We start from the raw sequence: 25,942 nt of genomic DNA, 5'->3' as shown, positions 1-25,942 counted from the left end.
GCAGCGCGGGCGGCCGGAGCGCAAGCCGCCGCGCCCGCAGCAGCGCGACCGCCGTCCGCCACAACGGGACCGCCGGCCGCCGCGCCGGCCGCTGGACCCGGCCCGCGCCGCCGCATTCGACGTGCTTCGGGCGGTCAGCGAGCGCGACGCCTACGCGAACCTGGCGTTGCCCGCCCTGCTGCGCGAACGCGGAATCACCGGTCGCGACGCGGCATTCGCCACCGAGCTGACCTACGGCACCTGCCGCAGCCGGGGCCTGCTCGACGCCGTCATCGGCGCGGCCGCTGGGCGCTCGCCGCAGGCCATCGATCCCGTGTTGCTCGACCTGCTGCGCCTCGGCGCGTATCAGCTGTTGCGCACCCGGGTCGACGCGCACGCCGCGGTGTCCACCACCGTCGAGCAAGCCGGTATCGAATTCGATTCGGCGCGAGCGGGTTTCGTCAACGGGGTGCTGCGCACCATCTCCGGGCGCGACGAGCAGTCCTGGGTGCGGGAGTTGGCCCCGAATCCGGCGCAGGATCCGGTCGGGCACGCCGCGTTCGTGCATGCACATCCCCGGTGGATCGCCCAGGCGTTCGCCGATGCGTTGGGCGCCGCCGCGACCGAGCTCGACGCGGTACTGGCCAGCGACGACGAACGGCCTCAGGTGCATCTGGCCGCGCGGCCTGGCGCGCTGACCGCCGCCGAACTGGCCGAGGCGGTGGGCGGCACGGTCGGCCGGTATTCGCCGTATGCGGTGTACCTGGCGGGCGGCGATCCCGGGCGGCTGGCGCCGGTGCGCGATGGCGTCGCGCTCGTCCAGGACGAGGGCAGCCAGCTGGTGGCCCGGGCGCTGACGCTGGCGCCGGTCGGCGGCGACGGCGGGCGGTGGCTGGACCTGTGTGCCGGCCCGGGCGGGAAGACGGCGCTGCTGGCATCCCTGGGCGCGCAGCAGCACTCGGAGTCCGGATTCCGGCTCACCGCGGTGGAGCCGGGTCCGCGCCGCGCCGATCTGGTGGCCGAAAACACGCGCGGCCTGCCCGTCGACGTGCTGCGGGTCGACGGGCGGCACACCGACCTGGAGCCCACCTTCGACCGGGTGCTCGTCGACGCGCCCTGCACCGGGCTGGGGGCGCTGCGGCGTCGGCCGGAAGCCCGATGGCGGCGTCAACCCGCCGACGTGCCCACGCTCACCAAGCTGCAGCGCGAATTGCTGGGCGCCGCGATCGCACTGACCCGGCCGGGCGGCGTGGTGCTCTACGCGACCTGCTCGCCGCACCTGGCCGAGACCGTCGGCGTCGTCGCCGACGCGCTGCGCCGCCACCCGGTGAGCGCGCTGGACACCCGGCCGCTGTTCGAGCCCGTCGCCGACCTGGGGGACGGGCCGTACGTCCAGCTCTGGCCGCACCGGCACGGCACCGACGCGATGTTCGCGGCCGCGCTGCGCCGCGAGGCGGGGTAGCCCGGGCGCGCCGGATGTGAATCGGGCTGCGCGGCTCAGTAGTCTGGCGCTCATGCCTCGCAATACGGAACCGTTGAAGGGGCCTCTGATCGCGCCGTCGATCCTTTCCGCCGACTTCGCCCGGCTCGCCGACGAAGCCGCCGCCGTGACCGGCGCAGACTGGTTGCACGTCGATGTGATGGACAACCACTTCGTGCCGAATCTGACCTTCGGGCTGCCCGTGGTGGAGAGCCTGCTGGCCGCCACCACCATCCCGATGGACTGCCATCTGATGATCGAGGACCCCGACCGCTGGGCGCCTCCCTACGCCGAAGCGGGGGCGTACAACGTCACCTTCCACGCCGAGGCCACCCAGAATCCGATCGCGGTGGCCCGCGACATCCGCGCCGCCGGCGCGAAAGCGGGCATCAGCGTGAAGCCGGGGACCCCGCTGGAGCCCTACCTGGAAATCCTGCCGCAGTTCGACACCCTGCTCATCATGTCGGTGGAGCCGGGCTTCGGCGGCCAGAGCTTCATCCCCGAGGTCCTCAGCAAGGTGCGCACCGCGCGCAAGCTCATCGAGGCGGGGGAGTTGACGATCCTCGTCGAAATCGACGGCGGCATCAACGCGGACACCATCGAGCAGGCCGCCGAGGCCGGCGTCGATTGCTTCGTCGCCGGGTCGGCCGTGTACGGCGCCGACGACCCCAAGGCCGCGATAGAAGCGCTGCGCCGACAGGCCGCCGGCGCATCCCCGCACCTGCGTCGATGACGGTTCCGCCGGGCGACAGCCTCGACTCCGCGATGCGCTTGGCGATCGACCAGTCCAACCAGGTCAAGGGGACCACTTACCCGAATCCGCCGGTGGGGGCGGTCATCCTGGATGCCGGCGGCGAGGTCGTCGGCGTCGGCGCCACCGAACCCGCCGGCGGCGATCACGCCGAGATCCTGGCCCTGCGGCGGGCCGGCGGTTTGGCGGCCGGTGGCACCGCCGTGGTAACGCTCGAGCCGTGCAATCACTACGGCAAAACCCCGCCGTGTGTGAACGCCCTGCTGGACGCGAAGGTCGGCACCGTGGTGTACGCCGTCGCCGACCCCAACCCGGAGGCCGCCGGCGGGGCGGCCCGGCTCGAGCAAGCGGGCGTCGCGGTGCGCTCGGGCGTGCTGGCCGACGAGGTGACCGGGGGCCCGCTGCGGGAGTGGCTGTACAAGCAGCGGACCGGCCTGCCGCATCTGACGTGGAAATACGCCAGCAGCGTCGACGGCCGCAGCGCGGCCGCAGACGGTTCCAGCCAATGGATCTCCAGCGAGGCCTCACGGCTGGATCTGCATCGGCGCCGCGCGGTCGCCGACGCGATCGTGGTGGGAACCGGCACCGTGCTGGCCGACGACCCCGCGTTGACCGCGCGACTGCCCGACGGCTCGCTGGCCGACCGGCAACCGCTGCGCGTGGTCGTCGGAATGCGTGAAATACCTTCAGAGGCAAAGGTTCTCAACGACGATTCGCGGACCATGCTGATCCGCACGCACGACCCCATGGAGGTGCTCAAGGCCGTTTCGGATCGTACCGACGTGCTGCTGGAGGGTGGCCCGACGCTGGCGGGGGCCTTCCTGCGCGCCGGGGTGGTCAACCGGATCCTGGCCTACGTCGCGCCGACCCTGCTGGGCGGCCCCGTGACAGCGGTCGACGACGTGGGGGTGTCGACGATCGCGCGGGCGCTGCGCTGGCAGTTCGACGGAATCGACCGGGTCGGCCCCGATCTGGTGCTCAGCCTGGTGCCGCGCAGCGGCTAGCGCTCACCCATCGAAACCGATTGCGGCTCGGCGACTTCCGGCTCCTCGGCGTGCTCCTTGCGGCCGCCGATCAACAGGCCCAGCAGCGCCCCGAGAACGCAGATGCCGACGGTGGCCTCGAAGATGTCGCCGTACATCATGGCGAAGGCCTTGAGGTACATCGTGCCCTGGGCGGCGATGCGCTCCAACAGGGAGGCGTTGGCCGGGATCGCGGCCGTCAGGCCCGCCACGATCTGGTTGAACCGGTACAGGCCCCACGCGCTGAGCGCGGCCACACCGATAAGCATGCCCGTCATCCGGGCCACCACCACGGCCGCCGAGGCGATGCCGTGTTGGGCGGACGGCACCACCCGCAGCGCGGCGGAGGTCAGCGGCCCGATCACCAGGCCCAGGCCCACACCGGCCACCAGCAGGTCGGCGTGCAGCACAGGCACGCTGAACACCCCGAAGATGTCGTGCTTCTGGCTCATCACGTCTTGGCGCCAGTAGTGGATCAGCCAGTACCCGTACGCCGCGATGAGCAGCCCGACGAAGGTCATCACCCGGTCACCGACCCGGGTGGCGATCCAGCCGCCCAGCACCGCCCCGATCGGCAGCGCGATCAAGAACCACAACAACAGCCCGGCGGCCTGCGTCTGGGACTGTCCGAGCACGCCCTGGCCGAACAGCTCGACGTCGACCAGCGTCACCATCAGCGCGGCACCCGCGAACAGCGAGGCGCCCAGCGCGGCGAGGAACGGGCGGAAGTGCACGCCCGCCGGTTCGATCAGCCGGGTGCGCGCGAAGCGCTCCCAGAGCAGGAACAGCACCCCGACCACGACCGCGCCGATGACCAGCGGCAACCCGTAGCTGGGCAGGATCTGCTTGCCGTCGGGTTCCGGGTTGTAGAGGCCGATGACGGCCAGGCCCAGGGCGACCGCGAGTAGCACACCGCCGACCAGGTCGACCTTCTCGGGCTCCTCCACCCGCTCGTGCGCGGGCAGGCTGAACTGGATCATCACCATGGCGATCAGGGTCAGCGGGACGTTGATCCAGAAGACGTAGCGCCAGTCATGGAACAAGAAGACGATGAAGATCCCGTACAGCGGGCCCAGCACGCTACCGAGCTCCTGGGCGGCCCCGATGCCGCCGAGCACGCCGGCGCGGTTGCGCTGCGACCACAGATCGGCACCGAGAGCGAGGGTGACCGGCAACAGCGCGCCGCTGGCCACACCCTGGATGGTGCGTCCGCCGATCAGGAGGTGGAAATCGCCCCAGTGGCCGGCCAGCGCGGTGACCACCGAGCCGACGATGAACAGCGCCAGGCTGACCTGCAGCACCAGCTTGCGGCCGAACCGGTCGGAGGCGCGGCCCAGCAACGGCATCGCGGCGATGTAGCCCAGCAGGTACATCGTGATGATCCAGGTGATGCGCTGCAGCTGGTTAATCGGGATGTGAACGTCGGTCATGATGTCGCGCATGATCGTCACGACGACATACGCGTCCAGGGCGCCCAGCAGGACCGCCAGGCTGCCCGCGCTGATCGCTACGCGGCGTCCGGTCTGGTGCCCGGCCAGGGCTGCGGTGTCCACGGTCACTGGCTCACCGGGGGCTTGGTTACCTGAACCTGCTCGCCCCAGTTGGACAGGGTGATCTGGGCGGAGTTGCCCGAGCTCTTCTGCAGGTTGGCCTGGACCAGCTGGTGGTCACCGGTCTCCAGGACCCACACCGTGCTGGGCACCGGCTGCGTCGCGTTGAACTGCGGCACGATCTTGTTCACCGCGTCCGCCGACACGTTTCCGCTGACGCGGATGGTGCTCTGCCCGTTGATGGTGTCGCGGCCCTCGGACTTGGCGTTGCTGAAGTTCGCCAGCGCGTTGCCCAGCCCGCTGTCGGGGTTCAGCAGCACCGAGACGTCGTAGACGTCGGAGGCCTTGCCGAAGTCACTCCACTTGTTCGGGGTGAGGGTGGCGTACAGCGTCCCGTCGAGCACCACGAAGTTGGCGTCGATGTCGGACCCGCCCAGGGTGATCAGGGCGTTGCCCGATGCGGCCGTGGCCGGAGCCGTGGTGAGGTCACCGGTCAGCGTCTTGATGGGCAGCCCGGGGATCTTGCCCTGGATGCTCAGCGCGATGTGCGCGCTCTTCACTTTCTTGGTGGCGTCGGCCGACTGCTTGACCAAGGTCGTGCCGTCGGGAAGCGGCGCGCTGCTCTGCTTCGAGCCCGACGAACAGCCGGCGATCAAGGTGGTGGCGAGGGTCAGGGATGCGATGACGGCCTGTAGACGGCGGCGGGTCTGCATACTCTGCATCGTAGAGGGTGCCGGTGACTGCCCTGGTGAACGCGGGGTGCCAGTGTCGATGAGGCGCGGGTGTTTGCCCTGCTCATCAGCCTGAGCGGGGGCCAATTAGCCTGGGGGGATGTTTACCGGAATTGTCGAGGAACTCGGCGAGGTGACGGCTCGCGACGTCCTTTCCGACGCGGCGCGGCTGACCATTCGCGGCGCCGTCGTGACGGCCGATGCGGGCCACGGCGATTCCATCGCCGTCAACGGCGTGTGCCTGACCGTCGCCGAGCTGTTGCCCGACGGTCAGTTCACCGCCGACGTGATGGCCGAGTCGCTCAACCGGTCCAACTTGGGCGAATTGCAGGTGGGCAGCCGGGTCAACCTGGAGCGCGCCGCGGCCGTCAACAGCCGGCTGGGCGGGCACATCGTGCAGGGGCACGTCGACGGGACGGGGCACATCGTGGCCCGGACGCAGTCGGAACACTGGGAAGTGGTGCGGATCGAACTGCCCGCCGCGGTGGCCCGCTACGTCGTGGAGAAGGGATCGATCACCGTCGACGGGATTTCGCTGACCGTGTCCGCGCTGGGCAGTGGCCCGGAAGACTGGTTCGAAGTCTCGCTGATTCCCACCACCCGGGAGTTGACCACCTTGGGCCGCGCTCCGGTCGGGACGCAGGTGAACCTCGAAGTCGACGTGATCGCGAAATACGTCGAACGATTGATGGTCCGCTAGCCCGGCGCGATGAGCGAAACGGGCCCGGTTCGGCTAACAGGGCTCGCCCGGCGGCGTCCAGTAAGGCTCGCCGGACGGGGTGTAGCACGGCGGTGGTGCGTCGGGTGGCGGGACCGTCATCGCACCGGCCGGAAGGACCCAGTTACCCCAGCGTCCCGGATCAGTGCACCCGCCGACGCTCACATGCCGGCCGCCGACGTCGGCGCACGCGTCGGCCGTCGCCCGTTGCGGGCAGGCGACACCCGCTGCCAATCCGGCTGCGAACATCAAGGTCACGGACGGTACCGCCACTCTCAACGCGATTCTCATGCGGTCAGCGTAGATTGCTGGCACCGGATCAGGAGTCGTTTCGCCGCACCGATCCGCGTTGTCTTCGAAGGTGCGCAGCCCGCTGAGGACCGCGCCACACCACGTGATCGGCGTCGCCGCCAGGTGGCAGTCATGGGGAAAATGCCGCGGCAATAACGTGGCCCGCGCCGTGGTTCATACTGAATGCAACACTTGGGCTCTTCCTGCGGACCCCTGAGACAGCAAGGTAGCAACGATGACGAGGTTGGACTCCGTCGAGAGGGCGGTTGCCGACATTGCGGCCGGCAAGGCCGTCATCGTCATCGACGACGAGGACCGCGAGAACGAGGGCGATCTGATCTTCGCCGCCGAGAAGGCGACGCCGGAGATGGTGGCGTTCATGGTGCGCTACACCTCGGGATACCTGTGCGTGCCGCTGGACGGCGAGGTCTGCGACCGGCTGGGCCTGCTGCCGATGTACGCGGTGAACCAGGACAAGCACGGCACCGCCTATACCGTGACGGTCGACGCAAGACGGGGTGTGGGCACCGGGATTTCGGCCTCGGACCGGGCGACCACCATGCGCTTGCTGGCCGATCCGACCAGCGTCGCCGACGATTTCACCCGGCCCGGTCACGTGGTTCCGTTGCGCGCCAAGGACGGTGGCGTGCTGCGCCGCCCCGGGCACACCGAGGCCGCCGTCGACCTGGCCCGGCTGGCCGGGCTGCAGCCGGCGGGCGCCATCTGCGAGATCGTCAGCCAAAAAGACGAAGGCTCGATGGCGCAGACGGACGAATTGCGGGTCTTCGCCGACGAACACGATCTCGCCATGATCACCATCGCCGACCTGATCGAGTGGCGACGCAAACACGAGAAGCACATCGCCCGCATCGCCGAAGCCCGGATACCGACCCGCCACGGGGAGTTTCGTGCCATCGGCTACTCCAGCATCTACGAAGAAGTCGAACACGTCGCGCTGGTGCGCGGCGACATCGCCGGCCCGAACGCCGACGGTGACGACGTGCTGGTGCGCGTGCACTCCGAATGCTTGACCGGTGACGTGTTCGGCTCGCGGCGCTGCGATTGCGGGCCCCAGCTGGACGCCGCGATGGCGATGGTCGCCCGCGAGGGACGCGGCATCGTGCTGTACATGCGCGGCCACGAGGGACGCGGCATCGGGCTGATGCACAAGCTGCAGGCCTACCAGCTGCAGGACGCCGGTGAGGACACCGTCGACGCCAACCTGAAGCTCGGGTTGCCCGCCGATGCAAGGGATTACGGGATCGGCGCGCAGATCCTGGTGGACCTCGGGGTGCGTTCGATGCGGCTGCTGACCAACAACCCGGCCAAACGCGTCGGGCTGGACGGGTACGGCCTGCACATCATCGAGCGGGTGCCGCTTCCGGTGCGCGCCAACGCGGAGAACATCCGTTACCTGATGACCAAGCGGGACAAGATGGGCCACGACCTGGCCGGGCTGGACGACTTTCACGAATCCGTCCATCTGCCAGGTGAATTCGGCGGTGCTTTGTGAGCCGCGTCCGCGACGATGCAGAGCGTAGCGATGCTGAGGAGGGGGCGCAGATGAGCACCGTCCGCGACGATGCAGAGCGTAGCGATGCTGCGGAGGGGCGCAAATGAGCCCTGCCGACGGTGTGCCGGAGGTTCCGCCGCTGGATGCAACCGGCCTGCGACTGGCCCTGGTCGCGAGTACCTGGCACACCGAAATCTGCGACGCCCTGCTGGCGGGCGCCCGCAAGGTGGCCTCGGAATCGGGTATCGACGACCCGACGGAGGTCCGGGTGGTCGGCGCGATCGAGATCCCGGTCATTGCGCAGGAACTCGCCCGCAACCACGATGCCGTGGTCGCCCTGGGTGTCGTAATTCGTGGGCAGACACCGCATTTCGAATACGTGTGTGATGCGGTGACTCAGGGCCTGACCCGGGTGTCGTTGGACACTTCCACTCCGGTGGCCAACGGCGTGCTGACCACCGACACCGAGCAGCAGGCCCTGGACCGGGCCGGCCTTCCGGAATCGGCCGAGGACAAAGGGGCCCAAGCCACACTGGCGGCCCTCACCACCGCGCTGACCCTGCGTGAGTTGCGCGCCCGGTCGTGACTTCGCCTCCGGACCGCGAGATTTGGGATGCGGTGGTGCGTCCCCATCGCACACCGTTGTTCGCCTATGGGGCGGCGTTCGTCATCGCCGCGGCACACATCGCGGTGGGTCTTCTGCTCAAGGCGGGGTCCACCGGGGTGGTCTTTCAGACCTCCGACCAGGTGGCCATCGCGATGCTGGGCCTGGTCATCGCCGGCGTCGTACTGTTGTTCGCGCGGCCGCGGCTGCGGGTCGGACCGGCCGGCGTTTCGGTGCGAAACCTGTTGGGCGACAAGCTAATCGGATGGCCGGACGTGGTCGGCGTCTCGTTTCCGGTGGGGCACCGCTGGGCGCGGATCGACCTGCCCGATGACGAGTACATCCCGGTGATGGCCATCCAGGCCGTCGATAAGGCGCGTGCTGTGGAGGCCATGGACACCGTGCGGTCGCTGCTGGCGCGCTATCGGCCGGACCTGAAAACGCACTGAGCGCTGTACCATCAGCCGATGGCACTTCAGGCACGGGTGGCCGCAATCGCCGTCGTCGCCATGCTGGCACTCGGTGGGTGCAGCGCAGTGGTGGGGGGACGGGCGGTCCGGGCGTCCGGCCAGTCGGGGGGAGCGCCGTCGACAACGGTGAAACCCCCGCAGGCCCGCGCGCAGGATCTACTGCTGCAGAGCGGCGATGACACCCCGTTCGGCGCCGCGAGCGCGATGCCGGTGGGCGATACCTATTTCACCACCGCCCGGCCGCCGGAGTGCTCGGCGGCACTGCTTTTCAAGGGCTCTCCGCTGCGACCCGCCGGCTCCTCCGACCACGCCGAATCGGCCTACCAATTCAATGGTTCGGCGCTGTACGCCGAGTCGGTCGACACCTACGACAATGCGCTGGACCCCCATCACGAGGTCGTGAGTGGTTTCATCGCCGTCGCCCAGTGCCGCCACGACGCCGTGGGCATCGCCCCGGTCGGGGAGGCGCCGCCAATGCGGCTGGCCGGCTTCGCCACGCCGTCGGAAGGCGTCCTGGTATGGACGATGAACCAGCCAGGGTGGACCTGCGATTACGGATTGGCCGTGCTGCCCCACGTGGCTCTGCTGCTGTCCGCCTGTAACAACGCCCCCGGATTTCCGATGGCGGACTGGGCGGCGAAACGGCGAACACAGGTCGACGGGCGCACCGCTTAGCTGCGGTGGCCCGTCGCCTGGTGATCTAACGGTTGTGTCGGAAAGCCCGAGTCGGAGGCACTCAGTAGCGAGTGCAGTCCGTCATCATTTGCTGGAAAATCGGAAGGGCCTGCTGGGCCCCCTGGTTGTGCTCGATCGCGTGCAGCAGGTTCACCCGCTGGTCGGGCGACGACGCCAGATACTGCTGCAGGAACTGCTGGTTCGGCGGCGACTGGTCCAGGTACTGAGCGGCCATCGGGTTTTCCGCGTGCACGGCCCGCATCGCCTGGTCGTAGTTGCAGGTCGTGTTGATCATCGGACCGTAATCAGGGCTGGCCGATGCGACCCCTGCCCCAGCGGTCGACGCCAATGCCAGACCGCCGACGGTGACAGCCAGTTTGGCCAACGAGCGCTTCATCATTTACGGACTCCCTCCATTGCTCTGCCCCCACCTTACGTTGAGCTAGGAGCTTGGTAGCCGGAATCGACGGCGTCCAAACCGCCGCCACCGCCCGCGGCGCGCATCACGGGCCCTCTACCTGCCGCGTTGCTACTTATTCGGTTTCGGGGCTCCAGGCGCTCGGCAGCAGCGGCAGACCCGGATTGTCGTCCAGTGAACCGCCGGCAACTGTGGTCAAGCCCACAGGAGCGGTGTCGGGCTGATGGGCGGTGCCGGCGAAACCCAAGCGTCCGGCGCCCCGATCAGACGCCGACGCGGCGGGGGATTCGGCGCGCGACGCATCGTCGAGATATTCGTAGCGGCGTCCGGGGTCGATCAGGCCCGGCCGGGGCCGCCGGCGGCGCCGGGCCTGTTCCCCACGAACCGGGGCGGCCGGCACGGCGACGGTGTCGCGCCCGGGCGACGTCTGATCGGCGCGGGAGCCGACGCTCATGCCGGTGCCGGCCCCGAGCCCGGGGGGACCGACGACGTAGGGGTAGCTGAACCCCGGAACGCCGGCTGCGGGCGGCGCCGGCGCCGCGGCGGACGCAGATGCGGCGACGGGGGCGGGCGCGGGAGCCGGGGTGGTGGCAGGGGTCGCGGTGGGTGCGCCGGGGCCGGGGGCCATCGCGGCGGGGGCCCCCTGGTGGGATGGCGCCGGCGCGGCCGCCGCCCCGGGCAGGGCGGGGGCGGGTTGCGGGGCGACGCCCAGCCCGGCCAGGCCCGCCAGACCCGGCGCACCCGCGACGGGGACGAAGGGCGCGATCAGGCCGAACGACAGCTGCGTCAATTGCGGCACCTGCGGGGCGAAATAGAGGAGCGACTCACCCGCCCAGTGCGGAACCTCGGAGGCCAGTAGCGGATCGCCCATCAGGTCGGAGAGGGTCGCGGACGGGTTCGATGGCGACTGGCTCAGATCCCCGCTGATTGCCCTGGCGACCTCCTGCACCCGAGTCACCCACCAGCTCAACTGAGTTGGGCCGCCGCCGGCGTCCTGGTTCGGGATGTCGGTCTTCTGGATCGCCGGCGGCGGCGCGGTGGGCGGCGCCCACGTCATTGCGGTCTCGGACACGGCTTCGTACATCGCCATCGTGGTGGCCGCCTGCAGCCACATCTGCAGATATTCGATCTCGTTCTGCGCGATCGGAATCGTGTTGACACCAAAGAAATTCGTCGCGACCAATTGCGCGAAAACGGCGTGGTTGGTCGCCAGCTCCTCCAGGGTCGGCATGGCTGACAGCGCCGCGGTGTAGGCCGCGGCCACGGTCTCGGACTCGAGGGCCGCCGCGGTGCTGTTGGCGCTGTTCTGCAGGAGCCAGGCCAGATACGGAACGTGGGCGGCGACGAACGCCTCCGCGCTGGGGCCCTGCCAGGTTCCGGCCTGCACGGCCGCCAGCAGGTCGCCGAGTTCCTGGGCCGCCGAATCGTATTCGGCGCTCAGCGCCTGCCAAGCCTGCTCGGCCGCCAGCAAGGACCCGGGCCCCGGCCCACTGGAGAGCGCCGCCGAATGCACCTCCGGTGGGAAAGCGGCCCAGATCGGCATGGTCATCGCGGGTCACCGGCGTGCGTCCGTGCCGCCATGATTCGCTCCTTCCGGTGAACCGGTCAGCGGTCCGCGGTGTGCGTGAGCGGCGACCCCGACGGGACCCGCAGGTACCCGAAGTCTACGGCGCTCCTATCCGCAAATACGGATAGAATCGGGCACTTTCACCGGAGATGCGAAGCTAACTGTCAGCCATTGGACAGCCGGACCAGGAAACCGTTCAGGATCAGCGTCTGCGCCAGACCTGTCTGCTGAGCCGCGCTGAGCCCGGGTAGATCGCCGACCCGAAACGGCTCGGTGCTGCCGGCGAGGAACAGCAGCGCGGCCTCGTGGTCGGCGCCGGCGCCCACCGACAGTTGGGCGAACTGCAGGACGACGCGGTCGCCGGCGTGCGTAACCTGCGAATAGAGCGGCTCGTACTTGGCCACCAACGTTCGCCCGTCGATCCCGACGGTGTCGCTGACCCGCCCGACCGGCGGGCACCGGCCGCGCCGGACCAAGACGTCCGCCATCGCGTCGAGGCCCTCGCCGACGATCTCGGGATCCCCGACGGCCCGCAGGGTGTCGCGCACGAGGTCGGCCAGGCCGGCGCGAGCGGTCGCGTCATCGAGGTGTCGTGGCGACAAGCGGGCGTGCACCCGGGGATCGCGCAAACTCAGCGCGTGCAGCGCATGCGTGACGAGCGTGAGCACCGTGGGCGCATGCAGCCCGATCGTCAGATGGACCGACGGCTCGGCGTGCGTTTCGGCCGAATGCACTTGGCCGCGCGGCAGATACAGCACATCGCCGGGTTGCAGGCACACGTCGGTCGGCGACGTGAGCCCGTCCGTCCCCACCCCCTTGCGCCGCTGGATCTCGTGCGGCGGCACGGCGGCGGCGTCGGACAAATGCCACGTCTTCGATCCCTGGATCTGTAGGACGAGCACGTCGTGCGGGTCGTAGTGCGGGACAAAGCCGGTCGATTCCGGTGGCGTGACGTAGCCGTTGACCCGCGTCGGGAAGTTCAGCTCGACCTCGATGGAGTGCGACAGCGACGCGATCGTGCGCAGGTACCGCTCGAGCCCGTTGAGCACGATGGTGTAGCCGTCGGCCAGGCCCTGCCGTGCCCGGACCGGGTCCAGGCCGCCGTCGGATTGCCGGTATTCCGCCGGGTCCATGTCCCGGCCGCCCTTCACCAGCCGCACGGCCGCCGGCTCCGGCCGCACGTGCTCCAGGAGCCCGTCGACGGCCGAAGGCCCGGGCAGCAGCCGGTCGAAGTAGCCCGGTTGGCATCGCTTGATGTGGTGGTGCCTGCTCGCCCAGATCTCGTCGAGGAAGGCGTCGACACCGACGGGCTGCAGCAACCAGGCTAGCGAGGACTCGACGGTAATCCCCCCCAAACATCGCGGCGACCGGTAGGCACCACAGTAGACCGGCACCCGCACGCGCCCGGCCTTTCTCGGTACCGCGCCGGCGGCTACTAGCCTGGATCCGTGCCCGATCCCGCCACCTACCGCCCCGCCCCCGGGTCCATCCCGGTCGAGCCCGGCGTCTACCGATTCCGGGATCCGCACGGGCGAGTCATCTACGTCGGCAAGGCCAAGAGCCTGCGCAGCCGGCTGACGTCTTACTTCGCAGACATCGCCGGCCTGCACCCGCGAACCCGGCAAATGGTGACCACCGCTGCCAAGGTCGAGTGGACGGTGGTCAACACCGAAGTCGAGGCGCTGCAGCTCGAGTACAACTGGATCAAAGAGTTCGACCCGCGGTTCAACGTCCGCTATCGGGACGACAAGACCTATCCGGTGCTTGCGGTGACCCTCAACGAGGAGTTCCCGCGGCTGATGGTCTACCGCGGCCCCCGCCGCAAGGGGGTGCGGTACTTCGGGCCCTACTCGCACGCGTGGGCCATTCGGGAGACGCTGGATCTGCTCACCCGGGTGTTCCCGGCGCGCACCTGCTCGGCGGGAGTGTTCAAGCGGCACAAGCAGATCGACCGTCCATGCCTGCTCGGCTACATCGACAAGTGCTCGGCGCCGTGCATCGGCAGGGTCAGCGCGGAGCAGCACCGCCAGATCGTGGACGATTTCTGCGACTTCCTGTCCGGCAAGACCGACCGGTTCGCCCGCGAGTTGGAGCAGCGGATGAACGCCGCGGCCGAGCAACTCGATTTCGAGCGGGCCGCGCGGCTGCGCGACGACCTGGGCGCTGTCAAGAGGGCGATGGAAAAACAGGCCGTGGTCCTGGGCGACGGCACCGACGCCGACGTGGTGGCATTCGCCGACGACGAGCTCGAGGCCGCCGTGCAGGTGTTCCACGTCCGGGGCGGCCGGGTGCGCGGTCAGCGCGGCTGGATCGTCGAAAAGTCCGCCGACCCCGGTGATTCCGGTGAGGAACGACTGGTCGAACAGTTCTTGACGCAGTTCTACGGCGAGCAAGCCGAATTAGGCGGCGCCGCAGACGAATCGGTGAACCCGGTGCCGCGCGAGGTGCTGGTGCCCTGCCTGCCGTCCAACGCCGGCGAGTTGACCAGTTGGCTTTCCGGCTTGCGCGGATCCCGGGTGGCCCTGCGGGTGCCGCAGCGCGGCGACAAACGCGCACTGGCCGAAACCGTACAGCGCAACGCCAAAGAGGCGCTGCAGCAACACAAATTGAAGCGTGCCGGCGACTTCAACGCCAGATCCGCTGCGCTGCAGAACATTCAGGAGGCACTCGGCTTGTCCGACGCGCCGCTTCGCATCGAGTGTGTCGACATCAGCCATGTGCAGGGCACCGACGTGGTGGGCTCGCTGGTGGTGTTCGAGGACGGTCTGCCGCGCAAATCGGATTACCGGCACTTCGGGATCCGGGAAGCCGCCGGGCAGGGGCGTTCCGACGACGTCGCCTCCATCGCCGAGGTGACCCGCCGCCGCTTCGCGCGGCACGTCAGTGAACAAAACGATCCGAATATGCTTTCACCGGAAGGAAAGTCTCGCCGGTTCGCCTACCCGCCGAACCTGTACGTCGTCGACGGCGGTGCCCCGCAGGTCAACGCGGCCAGCGCGGTGCTCGAGGAACTCGGCGTCACCGATGTCGCGGTGATCGGCCTGGCGAAGCGGCTGGAAGAGGTGTGGGTGCCCTCGGAGCCCGATCCCGTCATCATGCCGCGCAACAGCGAGGGGCTGTATCTGCTGCAACGTGTCCGCGACGAAGCGCACCGGTTCGCGATCACCTACCATCGCAGCAAGCGATCCAAGCGAATGACGGCATCGGTGCTGGATTCGGTGCCAGGATTGGGAGAACATCGCCGTAAGGCATTGGTAAGCCATTTCGGATCGATAGCCCGCCTCAAGGAGGCCACCGTCGACCAGATCACCGCCGTTCCCGGCATCGGTGTGGCAACCGCCACCGCCGTCCTGGAGGCGCTGCGACCCGATCAGTCCGAGGCCGCGCAGTGACGGGCCCAGATGAGTTCGCGGGCGGCCGCTCGGTGGATTCCCCGGCCGGTATCGACGTCGTCCTGGTGACCGGATTATCCGGTGCCGGCCGGGGTACCGCAGCCAAGGTGCTCGAAGACCTCGGCTGGTATGTGGCGGACAACCTGCCCCCGCAGCTGATCACCCGGATGGTCGATTTCGGTCTGGCCGCCGGCTCACGGATCACCCAGCTGGCGGTGGTGATGGACGTGCGGTCGCGCGGCTTCACCGGTGACCTGGATTCGGTCCGCACCGAGCTGGCAACCCGAAACATCGCGCCCCGCGTGGTGTTCATGGAAGCATCCGACGACATGTTGGTGCGCCGCTACGAACAGAATCGTCGCAGCCACCCGCTGCAGGGTGATCAGACCCTGGCCGAGGGCATCGCCGCCGAGCGCCGGATGCTGGCCTCGGTTCGCGCCACCGCCGACCTGATCATCGACACCTCGACGCTGTCGGTGCGCGGCCTGCGCGAGAGCATCGAGCGGGCATTCGGCGGCGTCGCCAGCGCGACCACCAGCGTCACGGTCGAGTCGTTCGGCTTCAAGTACGGCCTGCCGATGGACGCCGACATGGTGATGGACGTGCGCTTTTTGCCGAATCCGCACTGGGTCGACGAATTGCGTCCGCGCACCGGGCAGGACCCGGCGGTGCGCGATTACGTGTTGAGCCAGCCCGGCGCGGCCGAGTTTCTCGAGGCCTACCACCGATTGCTGTCCCTGGTCGTCGACGGCTACCGCCGGGAGGGCAAGCGCTACATGACGGTCGCCATCGGCTGCACCGGGGGCAAGCATCGCAGCGTCGCCATCGCCGAGGCGCTGGTGCAGCTGCTGGAGGCCCAGAAGGGTGAGGCGCAACTGTCGGTGCGGGTGCTGCACCGGGATCTGGGCCGCGAATGACCGAGCCGATGAACCGGGGCATCGTCGCGCTGGGCGGCGGACACGGCCTGTACGCGACGCTGTCGGCGGCCCGTCGGCTGACGCCCCACGTCACCGCGGTGGTGACCGTCGCCGACGACGGCGGTTCTTCCGGCCGGCTGCGCAGCGAACTGGACGTGGTGCCCCCGGGCGATTTGCGAATGGCATTGGCGGCCTTGGCATCTGACAGTCCGCACGGGCGACTGTGGGCGACCATCCTGCAGCACCGGTTCGGCGGCAGCGGGGCCCTGGCCGGGCATCCGATCGGCAACCTGATGCTGGCCGGGCTGTCCGAGGTGCTGGCCGATCCGGTGGCCGCGCTCGACGAGCTGGGGCGCATCCTCGGCGTCAAGGGCAGGGTGCTGCCGATGTGCCCGATCGCGCTGCAGATCGAGGCCGACGTCTCCGGGCTGGAAAGCGACCCGCGGATGTTCCGGCTGATCCGCGGCCAGGTGGCGATCGCGAGCACGCCGGGCAAGGTGCGCCGCGTGCGGCTGCTGCCCGACCATCCCCCGGCGACGCGACAGGCCGTCGACGCCATCATGGCCGCAGATCTGGTGGTGCTGGGCCCCGGGTCGTGGTTCACCAGCGTGATCCCGCATGTGCTGGTGCCGGGGTTGGCCGCGGCGCTACGGGCGACCACCGCACGGCGCGCCCTGGTGCTCAATCTGGTGGCCGAGCCGGGGGAGACGGCCGGCTTCTCCGTCGAGCGTCATCTGCACGTGCTGGCCCAGCACGCACCGGACTTCAGCGTGCACGACATCATCATCGACGCCGAACGGGTGCCCAGTGAGCGCGAACGCGAGCAATTGCGCCGCACCGCCACACTGCTTTCGGCCGAGGTCCACTTCGCCGACGTGGCCAGACCTGGTACACCTTTACATGATCCAGGCAAGCTCGCGGCGGCCCTGGACGGGGTCCGGGCGGCCCGCAAGGCTCCGGGACCGTCTTCGGTCACGGCCACCGCGGATATTCGGGTCGACGGTGCAAACCCACCAGCCGGTGGGAGTGGACCGGCCGGCAGCGGACCAAGGGGTGACGACGCGTGGCGATGACGACCGAAGTCAAGGACGAACTGAGCCGCCTCATCGTGAAATCGGTCAGCGCGCGCCGGGCGGAGGTCACGTCGCTGTTGCGGTTCGCCGGCGGGCTGCACATCGTCGGCGGCCGCGTCGTGGTCGAGGCCGAGGTGGACCTGGGCAATGTCGCGCGGCGGTTGCGCAAGGACATTTTCGAGCTCTACGGGTACAGCGCCGTCGTGCATGTGTTGTCGGCCAGCGGGATTCGCAAGAGCACCCGGTACGTGTTGCGGGTGGCCAACGACGGCGAGGCGCTGGCCCGCCAGACCGGCCTGCTCGACAACCGCGGCCGTCCGGTGCGCGGACTGCCGGCCCAGGTGGTGGGCGGCAGCGTCGGCGACGCCGAGGCCGCGTGGCGGGGAGCCTTCCTGGCGCACGGGTCGCTGACCGAGCCGGGCCGGTCGTCGGCGCTGGAAGTCAGCTGCCCCGGACCGGAGGCGGCGCTGGCGTTGGTGGGTGCCGCGCGCCGGCTCGGTGTCAGCGCGAAGGCCCGCGAGGTGCGCGGCGCCGACCGGGTCGTGGTGCGCGACGGCGAGGCCATCGGCGCATTGCTCACCCGGATGGGCGCCCAGGACACCCGGCTGGTGTGGGAGGAGCGCCGGATGCGACGCGAGGTCCGGGCCACGGCCAACCGGCTCGCCAACTTCGACGACGCCAACCTGCGCCGCTCGGCGCGCGCGGCCGTCGCGGCCGCGGCCCGGGTGGAGCGGGCGCTGGAGATCCTGGGCGACACCGTTCCCGACCACCTGGCCTCGGCCGGGAAGCTGCGCGTCGAGCACCGGCAGGCCTCACTGGAGGAGCTCGGCCGGCTCGCGGATCCCCCGATGACGAAAGACGCTGTGGCGGGCCGTATTCGGCGGCTGCTGTCGATGGCCGACCGCAAGGCGAAGGTCGAGGGCATTCCCGACACCGAGTCGGCGGTGACCCCGGACCTGCTCGAAGACGCATAGCCCGGTGGCGATGCGCGCTTCTGAAGGCGCGTCGTAGCTACCGCCGGCAAAGCTGCGTTGGAGCGCTCCGTGGTCAACGGGATCGCATTGCTCGAGCCGGCCCGGAGCTGCGCTACGTAGCGCCGCGACGACGCCTCCCTGAGTCATGGGTTCGCGTCCCTGCAGTAGTTGAATCTGTGAAATGGACGAATTATTTATGTTGGGTATGAGTAGAGGCTATCGATAGTCTTCTCATGGCGGCCGTGCCGTGACAAAGGATTTCCGTCGCGCCCCACTAACCCCCGAAGAAGAACTCTAGATCAGCAAACTCATAGAACACGCATATTTTCTTTGAAAGAGATATGAGCTGGGGGTGTATTTGATTTCTGCGCTGCAGAAAGATGCTGTGCCCTAGTTATTTTCGGCACCCGGGGCCCAGTTCTGAGGCTCGCCGGCTCATTCCACCGCTGCTGCGTGGCGAACGTTTTCTTGCCGCGAAACCAATTATTGATAGCGAGATTTTTATTCACGGGCAGTCCTCGAGGTACGCCCTCAACGGATTGTCATCACCTATTCACCGCCTCGTCCTGTCGGATTTACGCGAGGTAGAGCGGTTTACAGGCGGCTCGATTGCCGAACCACCGACTCGCGGCGCCCCAATTCGAGCGGCGCACCGGCGCTCAGGCCGGCTGATCTTGGCGGAAGGCGTTTTGGTCATCGCTGGCTAGTGTCTCGTCTACACGAGAGGCGCCCGCCGCGCAGCAAACTCGTCTCCCGGGTTCTGGCGGCGGTGGAAGTTGTTCGGCTTGTCCGCGAACGGCAAGCACACGGCCGGCGGTGGTGACACAACCGGGGGCGGAGGAAGCGATGGATTTCGGATTGTTACCACCGGAGGTCAACTCCGGCAGAGTCTATTCAGGGCCGGGTCCGGCACCGTTGCTGGCGGCTGCGGCCGCCTGGGCTGGGCTGGCGGCCGAATTGCGTTCGGCAGCAGCGTCTTACGGTTCGGCAATTTCGGAGCTGAGAACCGCCTGGCGTGGGCCCTCGTCGACGGCGATGGCGGCCGCGGCCGCACCCTACATCGCGTGGCTGGACAACACCGCCGTGCAGGCCGAGCAGACGGCCGTCCAAGCCGAGGCGGCGGCCGCGGCCTATGAAGCCGTGTTCGCGGCCACTGTCCCGCCGCCGGTGATCGTGGCCAACCGGGCACTGTTGGCGTCGCTGATTGCGACCAACGTTCTGGGCCAGAACACTTCGGCGATCGCGGCCACGGAGGCCCAGTACGCCGAGATGTGGGCTCAGGACGCCGCCGCGATGTACGCCTACGCGGGCTCCTCGGCGGCCGCGACCCGGCTGACCCCGTTCAACGCACCACCAACGACCGCCGACGCCAACGGAGCGGCCGACCAGTCCGCAGCGGTCACCTCCGCGCTGCAATCGTCTACCGCATCCGGCGTGGAATCAGTTCTGTCAGAAGCTGTCTCGCAGGCTCCGGTCGCAGCGGTAACGGCGGCGGCGGAACTTCCGCTGAGCCTGACGGACATCACCGGGATTCTGAAGACTTTCAACAGTGTCATGGGCACCATCTCCGGGCCGTACACGCCGCTCGGCGTGGCGAACCTGATGAAGAACTGGTACCAGATCGCCGTCAGCATCCCGTCCTTGGGCACCGGCATCCAAGGTATCGGCCCGCTGCTTCACCCAAAGCCGCTCCTCGGCGTTTTGGCGCCGCTGCTGCACAGCGATCTCCTGACCGGCTCGACCGCGCTGTCGGGTGCGGGCACGATTTCGGCGTCGGCGGGCCGTGCCGGCTTGGTGGGGTCGCTGTCGGTGCCGGCGAATTGGGCCTCCGCGGTCCCAGCGGTCAGGACGGTCGCCTCCGAGCTGCCGGAGACCATGCTGGACGCCGCGCCCGCGATGGCCGCCAACGGTCAGCGGGGTCTGTTCGGGCCGACGGCCCTGTCGAGTCTGGCCGGGCGCGCCGTCGGCGGGACCGCCACTCGCTCCGTCGCGGGCCCGACCGTTCGTGTGCCCGGTGCCGTGGCTGTCGACGACATCGCGACGACGTCCACCGTCATCGTGATACCTCCGAATACGAAATAAGGAAGGCGCGGCAATGGTTTTCGGGGATTTCGGAGCGCTGTCACCCGAGGTGATCTCCACCCAGATCTACGCGGGCCCAGGCGCGGGGTCGTTGCTGGCCGCGGCCGCGGCGTGGGACGGGCTGGCCGCCGAGTTGCACGCCACCGCGGCGTCGTACGCATCGGTGATCTCGGAGCTGGTTGGCGAGTCGTGGCAGGGTTCGTCGTCGGAATCCATGGCGGCCGCGGCGGCGCCCTATGTGGTGTGGATATCGACCACGGCGGGCCTGGCCGAGGAGACCGCCGCCCAGGCCCGGGCGGCGGCCGCCGCCTACGAGGCGGCACTGGCGGCCACCGTGCCGCCGGCGGTCGTCGCGGCGAACCGCAGCCAGTTGGCCGCACTGTTGCAGACCAACATCTTGGGGCAAAACGGCGCGGCGATTGCTGCCACTGAAGCCGAGTACGGCCAGATGTGGGCCCAGGACGTCGCTGCCATGTTCAGTTACGCCGGCGCGTCGGAGTCCGCCGGAGAGCTGACCCCGTTTGCGGACGCGCCGACTACCACCAGTGACACCGCCGCGGCGGCCCAGGCGGCCGCGGAGTCGTCCACCTCGTTGTCGTCGTGGCTGAAACAGATCGAGGCCTACATCACCTCGCTCACCACCCAATACACCCAGTTTTGGCAGAACCTGATCGGGGGAGCCACGGGCAGCACGGAGATCGCACCCTTCTGGGAGACGCTGTATTCGAGCATCTCGCAGATCGGCACCCAGGCCACATGGACCAACGTCGTCAATGCTAGTACCAGCCTGGGTGTTTCGCAGTGGAAGAACTTTTTCGTCTATGCGCCGTGGAGTGCCGCGATGTCGAAAACGTCACTGGGCGCCGGTCTGGCGTCGCCGGGGCACGTTGCCTCTGGCGTCGCGGTGAAACCCGTATCGGCTGTATTGGGCAACGCGCCGACGGTGGGAAAGATGTCGGTGCCGCCTGGTTGGGCAACCGCCGCCCCGGCGATCAGGCTGGCCTCCACCGCGCTACCGGCCACCAGTATGGCCGCGGCCGCTGCGGCAGATATCCCCGACGGCCTGGTCAACGAAGCGACCCTGGGCAGTCTGGCGGGCGGGGCGGTGGGCGGCCCGGCGTCGCGCGTCGTCAGGTCAACCGGCATCCAGGCCCACGCCATCACCGGCGAGCGCCGACAGGCGCCGGTCAAGCTCGACCGCATCATCGCCCAATTGCAGGAGATGCCCGATCAAGTACGGCACTGGAGCGTCGACGAGGCCGGCCTCGACGACCTCGTCGCCAAACTCCGAACGACACCCGGCGTGCACGCCGTGCACGTGACGGACGGAGAGGGGATCACGGCCGGACCGTCCCAATCAAATCTGGGTTAGTGCATTCGGGCGCAATGCTTTTCGCAACACAACCTAAGACGGCCCAACCCCGCAAGAGGTGAAACAATCACAACGGACTCAGGAGGATGCATGAAACCGCTGTTAACGCTTCTCGGTGTATCGCTGGGGATCGCTATCGCCGTGCCCGCACACGCCGTACCGGGAGAGGATGAGGCGGCCGCTGACGACAACAACGAAGTCTTCATCGCCGACCTACACACGGTAGGCATCAGCTTTCAGGACCCGAACCAAGCCGTGAGCGCCGGCAAAGCGGTATGCGGCCTGCTCTCTCGAGGCGTATCGGGTCTTCAACTACTCAATGACCTCCGCGACAACAACCCCGCCCTGACCACCAACGGCGCCGCCCAGTTCGCGACGATATCAGCGAAGGCGTATTGCCCGCGACAACTCGACGCTTCCGCCGGGCCTAGCGCCAAGGGAGGCGGCTGAAAGCCGAAAAGCTTTCTGTCACAGCACGACCACCAGATTCACCGAGCTTGCTTCCATCGCTCCTCAACAGAAACGCCTGATGCTGCAACACAATTCGCCCACCGTCGAGCTGGGGCCAGTGACGGATTTCGGGATCACACCCCCGGAAAGCAATTCCGCGCGGATGCATGCGGGCCCCGGCGCCGGATCGATGGTGGACGCCGCCAGGGCTTGGGATGTGTTGGCCGTCCAACTCAGCGACGTGGCACTGACCTACCGGACGGTGATCTCCAAGCTCGACGTGGGAGAGCCGAGCGCTTCGGCAGCGGCGATAGCCCAGGCCGTCGCACCCTATCTCGCGTGGCTCGACGCGACCGCTGCACAGGCTCGGCAGACGGCCATCCAGGCCACAGCGGCCGCGGGCGCCTACGGCTTGACGCTGGCGGCGATGGCGGCGCCGCATCTGATCGACGCCAACCGACTACGGCGGATCTCGCTGGCCGCGGCGAACTGCCTGGGCCAGATCAGTCCGGCTATCGCCGACGCCGAAGCTGACTACGAACGGATGTGGGCTCAAGACGCCGCCGCCATGTATGCGTACGCCCGCGCCTCGGCCGACATCTGGAAGCTGACGCCATTCAGTTCGCCCCCGCCCTTGGCCGGCCTCTGCGAGCCGGCCCGCCAAGCCGGGGGCGTCACGCCACCGCCGCGGAACTGGATTCTGACGGTCGCGCCGGAAGTCATATCGACTGGCCGTCAGGTGATCTCAGCGATCTCCGACGCTCTCGATGCGCTGTGCTCCTCGCCGCTGGCCACCTTGGATGCGTCCCTGTTGTCGATAACGGCGCCCCTGTCCAAGTTGAGTTCGTTGTCGGCGCCGCGGGACTTCGCGCTCAACCACCTGAGTGCCGTCAACAAGGCCGCCGCGTTGAACAGGGCCGCGGCAATGTGCGTGCCGTCGTTCGCCGGGGTCAGCGCGAATCACGCGGCGTCTCGGGTGAGCGTCGGGGGCGGCACAGCGATCGGGATTCTGTCGGTTCCGCGGGCGTGGGCTCGATCGACGCCAAGCCCCACGTGTCCGAGTTCGCCCGCAAGTCCCGTCGATCGAAGCCAGTGAGCTACCCGTCCGGCGCCCCATAAGAAACAACTGAATATGTTGCGGCAGAGGGGCTCCGGTCATTGGCGGCAGGTGCGTGTGAGGTGTAGGCCGCCAAGGCCCTCGGCTCGGCCCCGATCCGCACGGCGGGTAGCCGCAACGAACTGGCGGCCACGCGGACGCCTCCTCGGCCGAACAGACAGGTAGTTTGTTTGCCATTGCTGGTCGCGACGGGGGTTGGGGGGATACGGTCGGGGGATGAAGCGGCTTTCGAGCGTTGATGCGGCGTTTTGGTCGGCCGAAACTGCGGGCTGGCACATGCATGTGGGGGCGTTGGCGATCTGCGACCCGAAGGAGTCACCCGAATACAGTTTCCAGCGACTCCGCGAACTGATCATCGAACGGTTGCCGGAGCTGCCGCAGCTGCGATGGCGGGTCACCGGGGCCCCGCTCGGGCTGGACCGGCCGTGGTTCGTCGAAGACGAGGACCTGGACATCGACTTCCACATCCGGCGCATCGCCGTTCCGGCGCCGGGTGGTCGCCGCGAGCTCGAGGAGCTGGTGGGCCGGTTGATGTCCTACAAGCTGGACCGTGCCCGGCCGCTGTGGGAGATGTGGGTGATCGAGGGTGTCGAGGGCGGCCGGATCGCGTCGCTGACCAAGATGCACCACGCCATCGTCGACGGTGTCTCGGGCGCCGGCCTGGGTGAGATTCTGTTGGACGTCACGCCGGAACCGCGCCCGCCGCAACAGGAAACGGTGGGGTCTCTGGTGGGATCGCGGATTCCGGGAATCGAACGGCGTGCAGTGGGCGCGCTCATCAACGTCGGAGTCAAGACGCCGTTCCGCATCGCCAGGCTCATGGAGCAGACCGTGCGCCAGCAGATCGCCGCGCTTGGTGTGAGCGGCCGGCCCCCGCGCTACTTCGAAGCACCCAAAACCCGCTTCAACGCGCCGGTCTCGCCGCACCGGCGGATCACCGGCTGCCGCGTCGAACTGACCCGCGCCAAGGCCGTCAAGGACGCGTACGGCGTCAAGCTCAACGACGTCGTGCTGGCGTTGGTGGCCGGCGCCGCGCGCGACTATTTGCAGAAACGCGGTGAGCTGCCCGCCAAACCGCTGATCGCCCAGATCCCGGTTTCCACCCGCACCGACGACAATAAGGACGACGTCGGCAACCAGGTGAGTTCGATGACCGTCTCGTTGGCCACCGATGTCGAAGACCCAGGGGAGCGGCTGCGGGCCATCCACGAAAGCACCCAGAACGCCAAGCTCATGGCCAAGGCGTTGTCGGCGCACCAGATCATGGGGCTGACCGAAACGACGCCGCCGGGGCTGTTGGGGCTGGCCGCGCGGGCCTACACCGCCAGCGGACTGTCGCGAAACCTGGCCCCCATCAACCTCGTTGTCTCCAACGTGCCCGGTCCGCCGTTCCCGTTGTACATGGCCGGCGCCAAACTGGATTCGCTGGTGCCGCTGGGTCCGCCGGTGATGGACGTCGCGCTGAACATCACCTGCTTCTCCTACACCGATTACCTGGACTTCGGTTTCGTGACGACACCCGAGGTGGCCAGCGACATCGACGACATGGCCGATCGCATCGAGCCGGCGTTGACCGATCTGGAGAAGGCCGCGGCGCGCGAGAGCGGTTAGGCCTCAGTCGGGTTCGTCGTGGTCCCCGCGCCGTAGGAGCCTGTCGGTGATGAAACGTGTTGGTCCCCGGTCGAACTGAAGCCGCAGGAACGCTGCTGGACCATCCGCGCCGAACCGCGAGGAGAACCCGATGCGCACCGATATAACCTTCCCCTCCGGCGACGACCAGTGCGCCGGCTGGCTGTACCGGCCTGAAGGCTTCGAAGGTCCGCGGCCGCTGATTGTGATGGCGCACGGCTTCAGCGGGACCAAGGAACTGCGCCTGCCCGCCTACGCCGAGCGGTTCTGCGCGGCCGGGATCGGGGTGTTGCTGTTCGATTACCGCCACTTCGGTGCCAGCGGCGGCGAGCCCCGCGAGCTGCTCGACATCTCCCGTCAGCAGGCTGACTTCCACTCCGCGCTGGCGTATGCGCGCGAGCTCGACTGGGTCGATCCGCGGCGGGTCGGCCTGTTCGGCAGCTCGTTCTCCGGCGGCCACGTGCTCGCCGTCGGGGCGGCCGACGGGCGGGTCGCGGCGATCGTTTCGCAATGCCCGTTCACCGACGGCCTCGCGACCATGTCCGCGCTCGGGGGCAAGACGGTAATGCGGGCCGGCGTCGCCGGGCTGCGCGATCAGCTCCGCGCGCTGCGTCGCGACGCGCCGTATTACATCCCCGCCATAGCACCGCCCGGCAGCCTCGGAATCATAACCAAGGAAGAAGTGCAGTCCGACTGGACCGCGATCCTCGAGCAATCAGTCGACGTGCAATGGGTCAACCGTGTCGCCGGCCGGGTCGCGCTGCGGATTGGGATGTACCGCCCAGGTTTGAAGGCGGCGAAGCTGCCGTGTCCGGCGTTGTTCTGCATCGCCGACCAGGATTCGGTGGTGCCCGCAGGACGCACCGCGAAACTGGCCGCGCGGGGGCCGCGAAATGAGGTCAAGCATTACCCGGTCCGTCACTTCGAGATTTACGTGGGTGAGGCCTGGGAGCGAGCGGTCGCCGATCAGACCGAGTTCCTCGTGCGGACGCTGAAGCCTTAGTGCCTTCGATGTGACCGACGACGCAGCTTTTGTGACGTCAGCGGTCACGGATCGTTCGCGTCTTCGTCGTCTTCCTCGGCGAGGACTTTTTCGGGGTGGTGGAAGGTGTTGGTGCGGGGTTGGCCGCGGTCGAGGTGTGGTGGTGGGATCCATTGGGTCTGGCC

The 25,942-nt window shown here is 68.6% G+C and carries 23 protein-coding genes; 18 read left to right on the top strand and 5 right to left on the bottom strand.

What is annotated here, in order from left to right:
* Positions 1–91 precede the first annotated feature (91 nt).
* The 3 genes from A5688_RS06020 to ribD are packed head-to-tail and all read left to right on the top strand — an operon-like array spanning position 92 to position 3,214.
* Complete coding sequence (locus A5688_RS06020) at positions 92–1,441, top strand: RsmB/NOP family class I SAM-dependent RNA methyltransferase (protein ID WP_120312484.1); 1,350 nt, start codon at positions 92–94, stop codon at positions 1,439–1,441.
* Between the two features lie 52 nt (positions 1,442–1,493).
* The gene (gene rpe / locus A5688_RS06015; protein WP_067837446.1) at positions 1,494–2,192 is read left to right on the top strand and encodes a ribulose-phosphate 3-epimerase; all 699 of its coding nucleotides are present in this window, start codon (positions 1,494–1,496) and stop codon (positions 2,190–2,192) included.
* Complete coding sequence (gene ribD / locus A5688_RS06010; RefSeq protein ID WP_067837445.1) at positions 2,189–3,214, top strand: bifunctional diaminohydroxyphosphoribosylaminopyrimidine deaminase/5-amino-6-(5-phosphoribosylamino)uracil reductase RibD; 1,026 nt, start codon at positions 2,189–2,191, stop codon at positions 3,212–3,214. The genes rpe and ribD overlap by 4 nt, the downstream gene beginning before the upstream one ends.
* Here ribD and A5688_RS06005 read toward each other — a convergent pair.
* Together A5688_RS06005 and A5688_RS06000 are read right to left on the bottom strand one after the other, a co-directional pair.
* Positions 3,211–4,785 carry an MFS transporter gene (locus A5688_RS06005; protein WP_067837443.1) on the bottom strand — a complete coding sequence of 525 codons (1,575 nt, stop codon included), beginning with the start codon at positions 4,783–4,785 and terminating at the stop codon, positions 3,211–3,213. The two genes, ribD and A5688_RS06005, sit on opposite strands and share 4 nt — an antisense overlap.
* 2 nt (positions 4,786–4,787) lie before the next feature.
* Positions 4,788–5,495 carry an LppX_LprAFG lipoprotein gene (locus A5688_RS06000; protein ID WP_067837440.1) on the bottom strand — a complete coding sequence of 236 codons (708 nt, stop codon included), beginning with the start codon at positions 5,493–5,495 and terminating at the stop codon, positions 4,788–4,790.
* A 118-nt stretch (positions 5,496–5,613) separates the two neighbouring features.
* Here A5688_RS06000 and A5688_RS05995 point away from each other — a divergent pair, with 118 nt between their 5' ends.
* From A5688_RS05995 to A5688_RS05975, 5 genes are all read left to right on the top strand, one after another.
* Positions 5,614–6,213 carry a riboflavin synthase gene (locus tag A5688_RS05995; RefSeq protein WP_067837439.1) on the top strand — a complete coding sequence of 200 codons (600 nt, stop codon included), beginning with the start codon at positions 5,614–5,616 and terminating at the stop codon, positions 6,211–6,213.
* Between the two features lie 544 nt (positions 6,214–6,757).
* Entirely contained in the window at positions 6,758–8,035 is a 1,278-nt protein-coding gene (locus tag A5688_RS05990) for a bifunctional 3,4-dihydroxy-2-butanone-4-phosphate synthase/GTP cyclohydrolase II (RefSeq protein ID WP_067837437.1), read from the top strand.
* A 103-nt stretch (positions 8,036–8,138) separates the two neighbouring features.
* Entirely contained in the window at positions 8,139–8,621 is a 483-nt protein-coding gene (gene ribH / locus A5688_RS05985) for a 6,7-dimethyl-8-ribityllumazine synthase (RefSeq protein ID WP_067837435.1), read from the top strand.
* Positions 8,618–9,088: a PH domain-containing protein gene (locus tag A5688_RS05980; protein WP_067913787.1), complete on the top strand. Its 471-nt coding sequence runs from the start codon at positions 8,618–8,620 to the stop codon at positions 9,086–9,088. The genes ribH and A5688_RS05980 overlap by 4 nt, the downstream gene beginning before the upstream one ends.
* A gap of 18 nt (positions 9,089–9,106) precedes the next feature.
* On the top strand, positions 9,107–9,784 hold the full coding sequence (locus A5688_RS05975; protein WP_067837431.1) for a hypothetical protein: 678 nt from the start codon (positions 9,107–9,109) through the stop codon (positions 9,782–9,784).
* 61 nt (positions 9,785–9,845) lie between these two features.
* Here A5688_RS05975 and A5688_RS05970 read toward each other — a convergent pair whose 3' ends face one another.
* From A5688_RS05970 to A5688_RS05960, 3 genes are all read right to left on the bottom strand, one after another.
* Positions 9,846–10,184: a hemophore-related protein gene (locus tag A5688_RS05970; protein WP_067837419.1), complete on the bottom strand. Its 339-nt coding sequence runs from the start codon at positions 10,182–10,184 to the stop codon at positions 9,846–9,848.
* A gap of 133 nt (positions 10,185–10,317) precedes the next feature.
* Positions 10,318–11,751, bottom strand: a complete 1,434-nt coding sequence (locus A5688_RS05965) for a PPE family protein (RefSeq protein ID WP_068268080.1) — start codon at positions 11,749–11,751, stop codon at positions 10,318–10,320.
* A 182-nt stretch (positions 11,752–11,933) separates the two neighbouring features.
* Positions 11,934–13,115 (bottom strand): cupin domain-containing protein, encoded by a 1,182-nt coding sequence (locus tag A5688_RS05960; protein ID WP_067914184.1) that lies wholly within the window; start codon positions 13,113–13,115, stop codon positions 11,934–11,936.
* Between the two features lie 102 nt (positions 13,116–13,217).
* Between A5688_RS05960 and uvrC the strand changes: the two genes are divergently transcribed.
* The 10 genes from uvrC to A5688_RS05910 all read left to right on the top strand — a co-directional run bounded on the left by uvrC (position 13,218) and on the right by A5688_RS05910 (position 25,778).
* Positions 13,218–15,161, top strand: a complete 1,944-nt coding sequence (gene uvrC / locus A5688_RS05955) for an excinuclease ABC subunit UvrC (protein ID WP_067914178.1) — start codon at positions 13,218–13,220, stop codon at positions 15,159–15,161.
* A complete protein-coding gene (rapZ, locus tag A5688_RS05950; RefSeq protein WP_067836522.1) occupies positions 15,158–16,078 on the top strand; it encodes an RNase adapter RapZ in 921 nt (306 codons plus the stop codon). The genes uvrC and rapZ overlap by 4 nt, the downstream gene beginning before the upstream one ends.
* An 8-nt stretch (positions 16,079–16,086) precedes the next feature.
* A complete protein-coding gene (gene yvcK / locus A5688_RS05945) occupies positions 16,087–17,151 on the top strand; it encodes a uridine diphosphate-N-acetylglucosamine-binding protein YvcK (protein ID WP_120312422.1) in 1,065 nt (354 codons plus the stop codon).
* Complete coding sequence (whiA, locus tag A5688_RS05940) at positions 17,148–18,125, top strand: DNA-binding protein WhiA (protein WP_067836544.1); 978 nt, start codon at positions 17,148–17,150, stop codon at positions 18,123–18,125. The genes yvcK and whiA overlap by 4 nt, the downstream gene beginning before the upstream one ends.
* 846 nt (positions 18,126–18,971) lie before the next feature.
* Positions 18,972–20,207: a PPE family protein gene (locus tag A5688_RS05935; protein ID WP_067914182.1), complete on the top strand. Its 1,236-nt coding sequence runs from the start codon at positions 18,972–18,974 to the stop codon at positions 20,205–20,207.
* A gap of 13 nt (positions 20,208–20,220) precedes the next feature.
* A complete protein-coding gene (locus tag A5688_RS05930) occupies positions 20,221–21,579 on the top strand; it encodes a PPE family protein (RefSeq protein ID WP_067914174.1) in 1,359 nt (452 codons plus the stop codon).
* Positions 21,580–21,669: 90 nt separating this feature from the next.
* Positions 21,670–22,029: a DUF732 domain-containing protein gene (locus A5688_RS05925; protein ID WP_067836531.1), complete on the top strand. Its 360-nt coding sequence runs from the start codon at positions 21,670–21,672 to the stop codon at positions 22,027–22,029.
* Between the two features lie 79 nt (positions 22,030–22,108).
* Entirely contained in the window at positions 22,109–23,125 is a 1,017-nt protein-coding gene (locus tag A5688_RS05920) for a PPE family protein (protein ID WP_067914171.1), read from the top strand.
* 237 nt (positions 23,126–23,362) lie between these two features.
* Positions 23,363–24,757, top strand: coding sequence for a WS/DGAT/MGAT family O-acyltransferase (locus A5688_RS05915; protein WP_067836536.1), 1,395 nt, complete (start codon positions 23,363–23,365; stop codon positions 24,755–24,757).
* Positions 24,758–24,887: 130 nt separating this feature from the next.
* Positions 24,888–25,778: an alpha/beta hydrolase gene (locus A5688_RS05910; protein WP_067836538.1), complete on the top strand. Its 891-nt coding sequence runs from the start codon at positions 24,888–24,890 to the stop codon at positions 25,776–25,778.
* Positions 25,779–25,942: the final 164 nt, after the last annotated feature.

The organism is Mycobacterium mantenii, assembly GCF_001667865.1.
GTDB lineage: Bacteria > Actinomycetota > Actinomycetes > Mycobacteriales > Mycobacteriaceae > Mycobacterium > Mycobacterium mantenii_A.
The sequence above is the reverse complement of the archived record's forward strand: the minus strand, read 5'-3'. Positions and strand labels throughout refer to the sequence as shown.